The sequence below is a fragment of the Streptomyces sp. NPDC086835 genome (assembly GCF_044745705.1).
Lineage (GTDB): Bacteria > Actinomycetota > Actinomycetes > Streptomycetales > Streptomycetaceae > Streptomyces.
The window spans coordinates 1-11,954 of sequence record NZ_JBIVAU010000004.1 but is presented as its reverse complement, the minus strand read 5'-3'; the positions used below and the strand labels follow the sequence as shown (position 1 = coordinate 11,954).

General features: G+C 70.7%; 11 protein-coding genes. 10 read left to right on the top strand and 1 reads right to left on the bottom strand.

Annotation, left to right across the window (positions count from 1 at the left end):
• Window positions 1-395: 395 nt before the first annotated feature.
• The 6 genes from ACIPJI_RS15140 (at window position 396) to ACIPJI_RS15115 (ending at window position 7,440) form a co-directional block, all read left to right on the top strand.
• Window positions 396-704, top strand: coding sequence for a hypothetical protein (locus tag ACIPJI_RS15140; RefSeq protein WP_005315450.1), 309 nt, complete (start codon window positions 396-398; stop codon window positions 702-704).
• A 129-nt stretch (window positions 705-833) separates the two neighbouring features.
• Window positions 834-1,688 carry a hypothetical protein gene (locus ACIPJI_RS15135; protein ID WP_356618992.1) on the top strand — a complete coding sequence of 285 codons (855 nt, stop codon included), beginning with the start codon at window positions 834-836 and terminating at the stop codon, window positions 1,686-1,688.
• Entirely contained in the window at window positions 1,678-2,976 is a 1,299-nt protein-coding gene (locus tag ACIPJI_RS15130) for a hypothetical protein (protein ID WP_356618994.1), read from the top strand. The genes ACIPJI_RS15135 and ACIPJI_RS15130 overlap by 11 nt, the downstream gene beginning before the upstream one ends.
• Window positions 2,973-4,529: an SCO6880 family protein gene (locus ACIPJI_RS15125; RefSeq protein ID WP_189468459.1), complete on the top strand. Its 1,557-nt coding sequence runs from the start codon at window positions 2,973-2,975 to the stop codon at window positions 4,527-4,529. The genes ACIPJI_RS15130 and ACIPJI_RS15125 overlap by 4 nt, the downstream gene beginning before the upstream one ends.
• A gap of 18 nt (window positions 4,530-4,547) precedes the next feature.
• Window positions 4,548-5,960: an ATP-binding protein gene (locus tag ACIPJI_RS15120; RefSeq protein ID WP_356618997.1), complete on the top strand. Its 1,413-nt coding sequence runs from the start codon at window positions 4,548-4,550 to the stop codon at window positions 5,958-5,960.
• Window position 5,961: 1 nt separating this feature from the next.
• Window positions 5,962-7,440: a type IV secretory system conjugative DNA transfer family protein gene (locus ACIPJI_RS15115; protein WP_402246630.1), complete on the top strand. Its 1,479-nt coding sequence runs from the start codon at window positions 5,962-5,964 to the stop codon at window positions 7,438-7,440.
• A 16-nt stretch (window positions 7,441-7,456) separates the two neighbouring features.
• On the opposite strand, the gene ACIPJI_RS15110 is transcribed toward ACIPJI_RS15115, so the two are convergent.
• Window positions 7,457-7,996 carry a GNAT family N-acetyltransferase gene (locus ACIPJI_RS15110; RefSeq protein ID WP_307707223.1) on the bottom strand — a complete coding sequence of 180 codons (540 nt, stop codon included), beginning with the start codon at window positions 7,994-7,996 and terminating at the stop codon, window positions 7,457-7,459.
• Window positions 7,997-8,128: 132 nt separating this feature from the next.
• On the opposite strand from ACIPJI_RS15110, the gene ACIPJI_RS15105 reads away from it, so the two are divergent.
• The 4 genes from ACIPJI_RS15105 to ACIPJI_RS15090 are packed head-to-tail and all read left to right on the top strand — an operon-like array spanning window position 8,129 to window position 11,821.
• The gene (locus tag ACIPJI_RS15105; RefSeq protein WP_402246628.1) at window positions 8,129-9,067 is read left to right on the top strand and encodes an ATP-binding cassette domain-containing protein; all 939 of its coding nucleotides are present in this window, start codon (window positions 8,129-8,131) and stop codon (window positions 9,065-9,067) included.
• Window positions 9,064-9,834, top strand: a complete 771-nt coding sequence (locus ACIPJI_RS15100) for an ABC transporter permease (protein ID WP_402246626.1) — start codon at window positions 9,064-9,066, stop codon at window positions 9,832-9,834. Before ACIPJI_RS15105 ends, ACIPJI_RS15100 begins: the two co-directional genes overlap by 4 nt.
• Before the next feature lie 38 nt (window positions 9,835-9,872).
• The gene (locus ACIPJI_RS15095) at window positions 9,873-11,150 is read left to right on the top strand and encodes a sensor histidine kinase (RefSeq protein ID WP_402247157.1); all 1,278 of its coding nucleotides are present in this window, start codon (window positions 9,873-9,875) and stop codon (window positions 11,148-11,150) included.
• Window positions 11,147-11,821 carry a response regulator transcription factor gene (locus ACIPJI_RS15090; RefSeq protein ID WP_356619008.1) on the top strand — a complete coding sequence of 225 codons (675 nt, stop codon included), beginning with the start codon at window positions 11,147-11,149 and terminating at the stop codon, window positions 11,819-11,821. The genes ACIPJI_RS15095 and ACIPJI_RS15090 overlap by 4 nt, the downstream gene beginning before the upstream one ends.
• Window positions 11,822-11,954 lie beyond the last annotated feature (133 nt).

The window sequence follows — 11,954 nt, the reverse complement described above, 5'->3', positions numbered from 1 at the left end:
TCGGCCGCCAGTGCGTGGGTTGGGGGGGGGGTTGGGGGGGGGGGGCGGGGGGGCGCGGGGGGGGGGGGGGCGGGCCGCCCGGGGGGGGGGGGGCCCCCGGGGGGGCCCCCCCCCCGCCGTCGTCGTACCCGGCGCGAACCACCCCAAAGGTGGAACAACGACAGTCATTGCTCGAAGTCACCCTCCATGATACACAGAGTAACCATGCATCCACTCGCACCGATCCGAACCGCGCCACCGCAGGTCAGGGGGGCCGGCTCGGTCATACGTGCGGAGATCGGGTAAAGAGACCCTCCAAGTCGGCATACGCGGGCGGTTTCATCAGCGAAGATAGAACCCAGAGCCTGTGCCGAGCGGCGTGGGCGGCCAACAACCCAACTGGGGCGGTGAGTTACATGATCCTGGCAGCCGAAAAGGGCGATATCACCACCATCATCGGCGGAATCGCCCCGAACTGGGGGCCGTTCGGGAGCCTGGGCAACGAGGCTCGAGTGATGATCGAGGTCGTGATGGCCATTGCCATCCTGCTCTGCCTCGGCATCGCGATCTGGGGAGCGGCCAAACAACGCATCGGCGCGACGGCACTGCGCGACACGTTCAGTGCCGAACAGGGCAAGGGCCTGATCGTCGCCGGTCTGACCGGCGTCTTCATCATCGGGTCACTGGGGACCTTGTTCACCATCGTCTACGGGATGGCTGTCTAGCACCCGTCAGTCCTCTCCGGGCACGCCCGGGCCCACCGTTCGAGGTTGCGTCTCCCTGATGTCGAGTCACCACACCGCGCCGACGCGGCAAGCAGTTCGTCCACCACTGGTTGAGGGGGCCTGGGCCAGATGAGCCTCGGCGACGATCACGGCTACGGCGGCGAGCCCGGCCGTACGAGCGACGGCTTCGGCGGCTCGGGCCAGACCCGTACCCGCCTCCCGGGCAGCACCGACACGGACATCTACGGCGGCGCACGGCGCACGGGGCGCAGCAGCTCCCGTTCGCTCATCACGGTGGTCGGTGTGGTGGTGCTGCTGATCGCGGCGATCGCCTTCGCCAACCAGGGCGGCGGCGCGGACGCCCCGCCGGAGGCCGGCGACAAGGCCCCCAAGGCCCAGTCGACGGCCCCGTCGGGCGTCCGCCCGGTGAAGGGCAACGCGGGCGGCATCCCGACGGGGTACACGCAGGACGAGCAGGGGGCGCAGAGCGCGGCGGCGAATTACGCGGTGGCGCTCGTGTCGGCCGAGATCCTCAAGCCCGACCCGCGGCGCGCCATCGTGCGTCAACTTTTCGTCGCTGCCAAGGTCCCCGAGCTGGAGTCAAAGCTCGACCAGGCCTACGACCAGACGTTTCTGGACAAGCTCGGTCTCGATGCGAACGGCAACGCCGCACCGGGCATGACATACGTGTCCCGCACAGCGCCGGTCGGGACCAAGGTCACCGAATACACCGACACCAGCGCAACCGTCGAAGTCTGGTGCACAGGTGTGTTCGGAACCGCTGGCGTCAGCTCCACCAACCCCGTGACGAACGACTGGTTCACCATGACGCTGCAGCTCCGGTGGGCGGATGCGGACTGGAAGGTCGAGAACTTCTCCCAGAAGGACGGCCCAGCACCGGTGAACGCGGATCGCACAGCCTCCAGCGCCGACGAAATCGCCAAGGCAGTCGAGCAGTACGGAGGGTTCACGTATGCCCGGTAGCCCGCGACGCGCAGCACTCACGATGGCTGCGGCGTTCGCCAGCGTGCAGGCAGCGATCGTCCTGACCGCGACGCGGGCTGCTGCGGCTCCCACGCCCACGCCTTCCGACCAGGACAAGTGCGACCTTATTGTCGGCCCCGCCCGTGACTACTGCGAGAACGGCGAAGCCCCCGCCACCCCCGGCCGGTCGTCCGTCGACGACCCCACCGCCGCGCTCGACCCCCTGTCCTCGCTCGCCCGCGGCTGCGCCGACGCCGCGTCGTGGACGATCGGGAAGCTGTCGCAGGCCGTCGAGTCGACGGCCACCGTCGACTTCACGAACCTGACCTTCCTCGCCCACTACGCCATCGTCTTCGCCGCCGCCACGATCCTCACGCTGCTCCTGTGGCTGCTGGCCGTCGCCAAGCGGGCCATCCGGGGAGTGCCGTTCATGACGGCCGTCTCCGAGGCGATCGGGTTCCTGTGGCTGACGGTCCTCGCGTCCGCGTTCACGCCGCTGATCCTCTACACACTCGTCTCGGTCACCGACGGCGTCACCGAGGTCATCTCGGGCAGTACGTCCGGGCAGACGGAGATGTTCTTCGGAAACTTCTCCAAGGCCCTCGCGAAGGGCGACGACATCGGCGGCGGGCCGATCATGCTGATCGTCGTCTCGCTCGTCACGATCCTCGCCGCCGGGGTGCTCTACCTGGAGCTGTTCATCCGGGCCGTGCTGCTCTACGTCGGCGCGCTCCTCGGCGTCGTCGTCTACGCGGGCCTCGTCGACAAGAACATGTGGGGCCACGTCCGCCGCTGGGCCGGGATCATGATCGCGATCATCCTGGTCAAGCCGGTGATCGTGATCGTGCTGGGCCTCGCGGGCGCGCTCTCCGCCGACGACGGGCCGGACTCGTTCTCCGCCGTCGTGTCCGGGCTGGCGATCATCCTGCTCGCCATCTTCGCCTCCGCGATGATCTACCGTTTCGTCCCCGGTTTCGGCGACGAGATCGCCGCCTCCCGCAACAACCGCATCCAGAACGGCGCCGAGGGCAAGGCGGCTGCCGTCATCAGCTCCCCGGCCGCCCTCGTCTCCCAGGGCATCAAGACCCACAGTTCCCGGGGCAACCAGAACACCGGTGGCGACAGCGGCAGCAGCACCCCCCGTCCCGCCAACCCCGCCTCCGGCGGCATGGCGGCCCACGGCAGCCGCACTCCCCCGGCCGGCGGCGCCGCGCCCGCGCCCCGTAACAGCCCGACCGGCGGTACCCCGCACAGCAATCGCAACAGCACAGGAGGTGGCCGGCGTTGACGACCCAGTCCCAACCGATCACGCCCCGCCGCACGTACCTCATCGGCCGTGCCCGGCCGAACGCGGTCATCGGCAAGAACCGCGAGACCGGCGAGATCGCGCTGATCATCGCCGGCGCGTTCCTCGGCATGATGAGCGGGCTGCTGGTCCCGGTCCTGTCCCTGCGCATCGTGCTGCTGATGGGCTTCCCGATGCTGGCGCTCGCCGCCGTCTACGTGCCCTACAAACAGCGCACCTTCTACAAATGGTTCGAGATCAACCGCAGCTACAAGCGTTCCCTGCGCAGCGGCGGCACCCTCTACCGGTCCGGTGCCGTCGAGGCCGGCACCCGGCTCGACGGCCGGGAGGTCGAGGTGGGCCCGCCGCCCGGCATCGGACGGATCAACTGGCTTGCCGCACCGTTCGGCCCCGACGAGATCGCCGTGCTGCTGCACGCCGACCGCCGCACCGTCACGGCCGCGATCGAGATCGAGGGCCCGGGCGTCGGACTGCGCGACAGCGAGGACCAGGAGGCCCTCGTCGACCGCTTCGGCACGCTGCTGAAGCATGTCGCCAACGGCGACGGCTTCGTGACCCGGCTTCAGATGCTCGCCCGTACGCTCCCCGCCGACCCGGACGCGCACGCCAAGGACGTCGCCCAGCGCGGGAACGCGGCAGCGCCCGGCTGGCTCCAGCAGTCGTACGAGCAGCTCCAGTCGATGGTGTCGACGTCCAGTGAGCAGCACCGCGCCTATCTGGTGGCGTGCATGCACTACTCCCGCGACCTGGCCGCAGAGGCACACGCCATGGCCCGTGCCGTGCGCCACGCCTCCGGCGCCAAGCGGCTCGACAAGGACGCCGGTCTGGCCGTCGTCATGGCGCGTGAACTCACCGACATCTGCGCCCGGCTCGCCGAGGCCGACATCCGCGTACGGCAGCCCCTGGGCCAGTCCCGGCTCGCGTCCCTCGTGCACTCCATGTACGACCCGGACCACCCCATCGACCACATCCAGGCGATGACGAAACGGAACGCCTGGCCGGCCGAGCTGGACGCCGTCGAACCCACCTACCTCCAGGCGAAGACCCGCGAGTCGTCGACCCGCGCCCCCTGGTGCCACTCCACCGCGTGGGTGAAGGAGTGGCCGATGACCCCTGTCGGCGTCAACTTCCTTGCGCCGCTGCTCGTCCACACCCCTGACGTGATCCGTACGGTCGCGGTCACCATGGACCTGGAGCCCACCGAGGTCGCCATCGAGCGGATGCTCACCGAGAAGACCAACGACGAGGCGGACGCCAGCCGGGCCGCCAAGATGAACCGGACCGTCGACCCGCGCGACATCGCCGCGCACGGCCGGCTCGACCAGCGGGGTGAAGATCTCGCGAGCGGTGCGGCGGGGGTCAACCTCGTCGGGTACATCACTGTGTCGTCGCGTTCGCCCGAGGCCCTGGCCAGGGACAAGCGCACGATCCGGGCCTCCGCCGGCAAGTCGTACCTCAAGCTGGAGTGGTGCGACCGCGAGCATCACAGGGCCTTTGTGAACACCCTGCCGTTCGCGACCGGCATCCGACGCTGACCGAGAGGGCAGTCCGCCATGCGAGATCCGCTGTCCGTCCTCACGGATGCCTTCACCTCCTTCCTCTTCGGGAAGGTGGAGACCACCCGTCTGCCCGTCCGTACCTCGACGGGCCAGGCACAGGCCGTCTACCTGCCCACCGCCGCGCCCGGCCTCGGCGACTCGGGTGTGATCATCGGCCGCGAGGTCTACAGCGGCAAAGGCTACATCTACGACCCGTTCCAGCTGTACGGGCAGCAGCTGCCCGCCCCGCACTGGCTGGTGCTCGGCGAGTCCGGCAACGGCAAGTCGGCGCTCGAGAAGACCTACGTACTGAGGCAGTTGCGCTTCCGCGACCGGCAGGTGGTCGTGCTCGACGCGCAGGGCGAGGACGGCGTCGGCGAGTGGAACCTCATCGCGCAGGAGCTGGGGATAACCCCCATCCGGCTCGACCCGATGACGGCGCTCGACGGCGGTATCCGCCTCAATCCGCTCGACCCGTCGATCACCACGACCGGCCAGCTGGCGCTGCTGCGCACCATCATCGAGGTCGCGATGGGGCACGGCCTCGACGAGCGGGCCGGCTTCGCGCTCAAGGTCGCCCACGCGTACGTCAACTCCAGCATCACCGACCGGCAGCCGGTCCTCACCGACATCGTGGAGCAGCTGCGGCACCCCAAGCCGGAGTCCGCGGAGGCGATGAACGTCGACATAGACGACGTACGCGCCTGGGGCCTCGACGTGGCGCTGGTCCTGGACCGGCTCGTCGACGGCGACCTGCGCGGCATGTTCGACGGGCCGACCACCGTCGGCATCGACCTCGACGCCCCGCTGATCGTCTTCGACCTGTCGCACATCGACCGCAACTCCATCGCCATGCCCATCCTGATGGCGATCGTCGGTGTGTGGCTGGAGCACACCTGGATCCGGCCCGACCGCAAGAAGCGCATCTTCCTGGTGGAGGAGGCGTGGCACATCATCAACAGCCCGTTCGTCGCGCAGCTCTTCCAGCGGCTGCTGAAGTTCGGGCGCCGGCTCGGTCTGTCGTTCGTCGCGGTGGTCCACCATCTGAGCGACGTCGTGGACGGGGCGGCGGCCAAGGAGGCCGCGGCGATCCTCAAGATGGCGTCCACCCGCACGATCTACGCCCAGAAGGCCGACGAGGCACGGGCCACCGGGCGGGTGCTCGGCCTGCCGCGGTGGGCCGTGGAGATCATCCCCACACTGACGCCGGGCATCGCCGTGTGGGACGTCAACGGCAACGTCCAGGTGGTCAAACACCTCGTGACAGAGGCGGAGAGGCCGCTCGTCTTCACCGACCGGGCCATGACGGAGTCCTCGGTGCCTTCCGTTCCGGAGCATGTCCAGGCCGCGGAATGGGAGGCGGAGCAGCGCGCGCAGCTCATCGAACAGCAACGGTTGGACGAGTCGTCAGAGTCGACGGTGGCGTGAGATGTACGAGGGGCGTCAGGGACAGGGTGGCGGCCGGCCCGGAGAGCGCCAAGGAGGCGTCCCCGACGGCCTGCTGGTCGGGCTGCTGGCCTTCCTCCTCGGCCTGACGCTGCTCGTCTGGTCGGCGACGGGACTCGCCGGCCTGTTCGCCCACGGCGCCTGGCCGACCGGGGTCACCTTCGGCAACACGCCGACGGCCGTCCGGGAACTGGCGGCCGCCCCGCACGACCTGGCCGGCGCCTGGCCCGCCACGCCGCCCGCGCAGCTCTCGGGCTACGGACTGTTCTGGGGCCTGCTCATCGGCCAGTTGATGGTGCTGATCGTGCTCACGGTGTTCACGCTGGGCACGGTGGCCCGCTGGCGCGCCGTCCGGGCGGCGGCACGCGAGGAACGTGGCCGGCTGCGGGAGCAGCCCCCGCGAGAACAGCGGCCGCCCCACGAGGCCCCCATACACGCACAGGTCACGGCGGAAGCCGCGCCTGCTCCCGCCGAGGACACGCACGGAGAAGCAGCCGCGCCCGCCCCGCTCCCCACCGTCCCGGCCCCGCGCACCCGTACACCCCGCGTGCTGTACGGCGACCGCACCGTACGCCGCCCCGCCGCCGTACAGGCCCTCCTCGACGCGGAGGGCCCCGCGCTCGTCGTCACCTCCGACCCCACGGTGTGGGCCGACACCAAGGACGCACGGTCCAAGCTCGGCCCCGTGCTGGTCTACGACCCCGGGCACCTGTGCGACACCCCCGCCCGGCTGCACTGGTCCCCCACGGCCCACTGCGAGGACGACAGGACAGCGGCGGCCCGCGCGGCCGCCGTGCTGGCGCCGGTACGCCCCCGAGCGCTCATCGACGCCACCATGGCGGACACGGCGGAGACGCTCCTGCGCTGCTGGCTCCATGCCGCCGCCGTGGACGGCCGCCCGTTCCGCCAGGTCCACCGCTGGGCCCAGGGCACCGGCGCCCACGAGCCGGTACGCATCCTCCGCACCCACCCCAAAGCCACGGCGGGGCTCGCCGGGCTCCTCGAATCGGCGCTCACCGCCCACCCGGAACGGCGCGAAGTGGCCCGGCAGTTGGCCGTCCGCGCACTGTCCGCGCTGTCCTCCGTCCACATCCGTGAGGCATGTACACCGAATCGAACGGATTCGCTCGCCCTGGAATCATTCGTGAACGAAGCGGGCACGCTCTATGTGGTGGGTGAACCGATCGAGGATCCTCGCACCCATCCTGGCGCGATGCCCCTGTTGACGGCGCTCGCCGCAGACGTGGTCGAGCACGGCCGCCGCATGGCCGCACGGTCATCCGACGGTCGGCTCGACCCACCAATGACGCTCGTGCTCGACGACGTCGCGGCCGTCGCCCCGCTCCCGCGCCTCCCCGAGCTGCTGGCCACCGGCCAGGACCAGGGCCTGCCGACACTCGTCCTGCTCCGCTCCCCCGAACAGGCCCGCGCCCGCTGGCAGGACGCGCTCCCCGCGCACTGAGCGTCCGCACCCGAAGCTATCGCCGGATCTCGTACTCCCGGGCGGGCGGGTCCTCAGGCACGGGCGCGGCGTCGTCGCTCGGCACGAACCCGACCTTGCGGTACAGGGCCGCGGCCCGCTCGTTGTCCTCGTGGAACAGCAGCCGTACCCGGTCCACCCGCGGCGAGTCCAGCGCCCACGACCAGTCCAGCGCCGCACGGAACAACTCCGCCGCCAGCCCGCTGCCGCGTGCCTCCGCCCGTACGAACACCCCCACCACATGGGTCTGGTCGACCGGCGCCGGCTTGCCGATGCGCGCGCTGCCCTTGGGCTCCACCAGCACGGACACCGTGCCGTCCCACCGGCCGTCCGGTGCCTCGGCCACGAACTGGACGACGTCCACCCCGGCGGCGGCCGACGAAGTGCGCTCCTGCCAGAAGGAGTCGGGCTGCCCGAGGGCCTGCTCGTACGACTCGTAGAACGCTATCGGGGCAAGAGGGTCCTGGAGGGCGGCCAGCCGGAGGTCGCGGGCCTGCGCCCACTCCTCGGCGCGCACGCGCCGGATCACGTGTTCCATCCCCCGATACTGGCCCTGACCTGCGCCCCTGAGCAACGCCGTTTCCCGGTCGTACCCAGGTACTACGCCGCTCCCCGGGCTCCCGCCCGCGGTCGGACGACCGGCCGCCTCCCGCTCCGTAGCGTCGGGGACATGACCAGGCCACACGGCATCGAAGCCGTCGAACTCGCCAAACGCTACGGCGACAAGACCGTCGTCCAGGACCTCACCTTCAGTGTCAGGCCGGGCTCCGTGACCGGCTTCCTCGGACCGAACGGCGCCGGCAAGTCCACCACCATGCGCCTCCTGCTCGGCCTCGACGCCCCCACCCGCGGGCACTCCACCGTCGGCGGCCGCCCCTACGCGGCCCACCCGGCGCCCCTCACCGAGGTCGGAGCCCTGCTGGAGGCCCGTTCGATCCACCCCGGGCGCACCGCCAGGAACCACCTTCTCGCCCTCGCCCACACCCACGGCATCCCGCCCTCTCGCGTCGAAGAGGTCATCGGCATGACCGGTCTGACCGATGTCGCCGGGCGGCGGGTCAAGGGCTTCAGCCTCGGCATGGGCCAGCGCCTCGGGATCGCCGCCGCCCTCCTCGGCGACCCGGCCACCCTGATTCTCGACGAACCCGTCAACGGACTCGACCCCGACGGCGTCCTCTGGATCAGGACGCTCCTGAAGTCCCTCGCCGCGGAGGGTCGCACGGTCCTCGTCTCCTCGCACCTCATGAGCGAGATGGCCCTCACCGCCGACCACCTCGTCATCATCGGCCGCGGCAGGCTGCTCGCCGACACGACGGTGGAAGCGTTCGTGCGGGACGCCGGCGCGTCCGCCGTGAAGGTGGTCTCACCGGAAGCGGCTTCCCTCGCCGGAGTCCTCGCCGGACCGGGTGTCGACGTGGAACGGGCAGGCCCCGACGAGCTGCTCGTGCGCGGCACGGACAGCAGGAGCGTCGGCCGTACCGCCGCCGCACACGGCATCCCCCTCTTCGAACTCACCCCGGTCACCGCCTCGCTGGAACAGGCCTTCATGGACCTCACGCACGAGGCGGTCGAGTACCAGGCCGTCCCGCTCGAAGGAGCCGCAGCATGAGCACGTACGAGCTGACCCCGACCCGTGTGCTGCGCTCCGAGTGGCACAAGCTGTGGACGCTGCGGTCGACCTGGATCACCCTGATGTCGGCCGGCCTGCTGACGTTCGGCATCGGCCTCCTCATGGGCGCCACCTACGAGACGGGCGGCGGTGACGGCGACGTGGACGTCGTCGTACTCACCCTCATCGGCGTCCAGTTCGCACAGATCGCGTTCGCCGTCCTCGGCATCCTCATGACCGCGGGCGAGTACTCGACCGGCATGATCCGCGCTTCGATGACCACGGTGCCCCGCAGGCTCCCGGTGCTGTGGTCCAAGGCGGCCGTCTTCGGCGTCGTCACCTTCGCCGTCACGCTCATCACCGCGTTCGTCACCTTCCCGGCCGCGCAACTGTTCTTCGCCGGCACCGACCAGGAGGCCTCGCTCGGCGACCCGGGAGTCGTGCGCGCCCTCGTCGGCAGCTCGGCCGGGCTCACCCTGCTGGGACTGATCGCCCTCGGCCTGGGTGCGCTCGTGCGGTCGGTGCCCGGAGCGATCGGCGCGTTCATCGGCGGCATGATGATCCTGCCCGAGGTGATCGCCATGCTCCCGTACGACGTCGTGGCCGATGCCGTGGAGTACTTCCCGACGAAGGCCCTGGAGTCCCTCCTGTCGGCGCAGGCGATCCCGGGAGCGGCCTCACCGGGCGGCGCACTGCTGGCGCTGACCCTGTGGGCGGCGGCGACCCTGGCCGCGGCCGCCGTCCTGCTCGAGCGCCGGGACGTCTGAGGCCGGGTCGGCCGGTGCACGAGGATGTGAGCATGCGCATGGCCCAGCAGAAGCGCCCCCCGCAGACCGGCCCCGCTCCCCAGGGCTGGTCGACCGGCGCCCAGCCGCTCACCCGCCGGCTCCAGCGCCTCACCGAACGCCTACGCGCCTTCGACCGCCGCCGCCCGCTGGTCTGGGACCTCCACCTCACCGGGGTGTTCGTGTTCGCCGCACTGGTGGACGCGGCGGGCGGCTGGCGCAACGTCGCCTTCAACGACGAGGTGCCCTCCTGGCTGGTCCTCGCCATGAGCCTGGGCTTCTCCGTACCGCTGCTGTGGCGACGCGGCCATCCGCTCGCCGTGCTCCTGGGGATGCTGCCGTTCTCCCTGGCCAACGCGGCGTGCGGTGCGCATCTTCAGGCGTCGTTCCTCCAGATGATCGCCGTCTACAACATCGCGCTGCGACTGCCGTTGCGCACCCTGGTGTGGTCGTTCGGCACCGTGCTCGTCCCGCTGGCGGTCGGTGCCACGGCCTATCCGGTGGGGAGTTGGGACCAGCAGTTCGTGCCGATGCTCTACAGCTTCGCGCTCGTGGCCCTGTTGGGGCTCGCGGTCCGTTCACGGCAGGAGTACACGGCTTCCCTGGTCGAGCGGGCCAGGCAGCTCGAGGTGGAGCGCGACCAGCAGGCGCAGCTCGCGGCAGCCGCGGAACGTACCCGTATCGCGAGGGAGATGCACGACATCATCGGCCACAACCTGTCGGTCATCACCGGCCTGGCGGACGGCGGCGCCTACGCCGCCGCCGGTTCCCCGGAGCGCGCGGCCCAGGCCCTCGAGGCCATCGGTACCACCAGCCGCCAGGCCCTGACGGAGCTGCGGCGGCTTCTCGACGTCCTGCGCGAGGACACGGAAGCACCGCCTGCGGCGGAACTCGCCCCGCAGCCGGCCCTGACCGACCTGGAACGGCTGGTCGACGGCGTACGGGCAGCGGGCCTGCCGGTGGACCTCACGGTCGAGGGCGACCCGGGTCCGCTGCCCGCGGGGCGCCAGCTGACTCTCTACCGGGTCGCGCAGGAAGCCCTCACCAACTCCCTGAAACACGGCGGCCCGAAGGCGACGGCCACCGTCGCCGTGCGGTACGCGGCGGACGGCGTCACCGTCACGGTCACGGACACCGGGACGGGCGGGGAGGCCACGCCGGCGGGCACGGGCCGTGGGCTGGCCGGTATGCGGGAGCGAACCGCCATGTACGACGGCACACTTGAGGCCGGTCCGCTGCACCGGCCCCCGGGGGGCTGGCGCGTACGTCTCCACCTTCCGAAGGAACCCGATCAGTGACGACAGTGCTCATCGTCGACGACCAGCCCATGCAGCGTTTCGGCTTCCGGATGCTGCTGGAGAGCCAGGACGACATGACGGTGGTGGGCGAGGCCGGGAACGGCGCCGAGGCAGTGCGGCAGGCCGCCGAACTCCACCCCGACGTCGTCCTGATGGACATCCGCATGCCGGGTCTCGACGGGATCGAGGCGACGCGTCGCATCGTCGCCTCGGGCGCCCGGACGCGCGTCCTCATCGTGACGACGTTCGACCTGGACGAGTACGCCTACAAGGGCCTGCGGGCCGGCGCGAGCGGCTTCCTCATCAAGGACGCGATGCCGGAGGAGCTCCTCTCCGGCGTCCGCGCCGTGGCCGCCGGAGACGCGGTGGTGGCTCCGAGCCTCACACGCCGGCTCCTGGACACGTATGTGCAGCACCTGCCGGAGAACATGGCGTCCGGGACCGGCGAGCCGGTGCCGGACGAGCGCCTGGCGCGGCTGACCGAACGGGAGCGCGAGATTCTGACAGTGATCGGCCAGGGCTGGACGAACACGGAGATCGCGAGCCGGTTCCATTTGGCCGAGTCAACGGTGAAGACACACGTGAGCCGCATCCTGGCGAAGACCGGCGCGAGGGACCGCGTCCAGGCGGTCATCCTGGCGTACGACACCAGGCTGGTGAACCCGTCCTGAAAACCGGTGAACCCGCATGGGAATTTCCCCTAACGCTGGGGAATTGGCCCTGAACGCAGGAAAGCCCCGCACCAGAGGTGCGGGGCTTTCCCACAATGATTGTTCGGCGGCGTCCTACTCTCCCACAGGGTCC

Coding starts and splice junctions, on each gene's coding strand:
- ACIPJI_RS15115 (WP_402246630.1), top strand. CDS start 5,962: ATGTACGAGGGGCGTCAGGGACAGGGTGGCGGCCGGCCCGGAGAGCGC.
- ACIPJI_RS15120 (WP_356618997.1), top strand. CDS start 4,548: ATGCGAGATCCGCTGTCCGTCCTCACGGATGCCTTCACCTCCTTCCTC.
- ACIPJI_RS15110 (WP_307707223.1), bottom strand. CDS start 7,996: ATGGAACACGTGATCCGGCGCGTGCGCGCCGAGGAGTGGGCGCAGGCC.
- ACIPJI_RS15140 (WP_005315450.1), top strand. CDS start 396: ATGATCCTGGCAGCCGAAAAGGGCGATATCACCACCATCATCGGCGGA.
- ACIPJI_RS15130 (WP_356618994.1), top strand. CDS start 1,678: ATGCCCGGTAGCCCGCGACGCGCAGCACTCACGATGGCTGCGGCGTTC.
- ACIPJI_RS15100 (WP_402246626.1), top strand. CDS start 9,064: ATGAGCACGTACGAGCTGACCCCGACCCGTGTGCTGCGCTCCGAGTGG.
- ACIPJI_RS15135 (WP_356618992.1), top strand. CDS start 834: ATGAGCCTCGGCGACGATCACGGCTACGGCGGCGAGCCCGGCCGTACG.
- ACIPJI_RS15095 (WP_402247157.1), top strand. CDS start 9,873: ATGGCCCAGCAGAAGCGCCCCCCGCAGACCGGCCCCGCTCCCCAGGGC.
- ACIPJI_RS15105 (WP_402246628.1), top strand. CDS start 8,129: ATGACCAGGCCACACGGCATCGAAGCCGTCGAACTCGCCAAACGCTAC.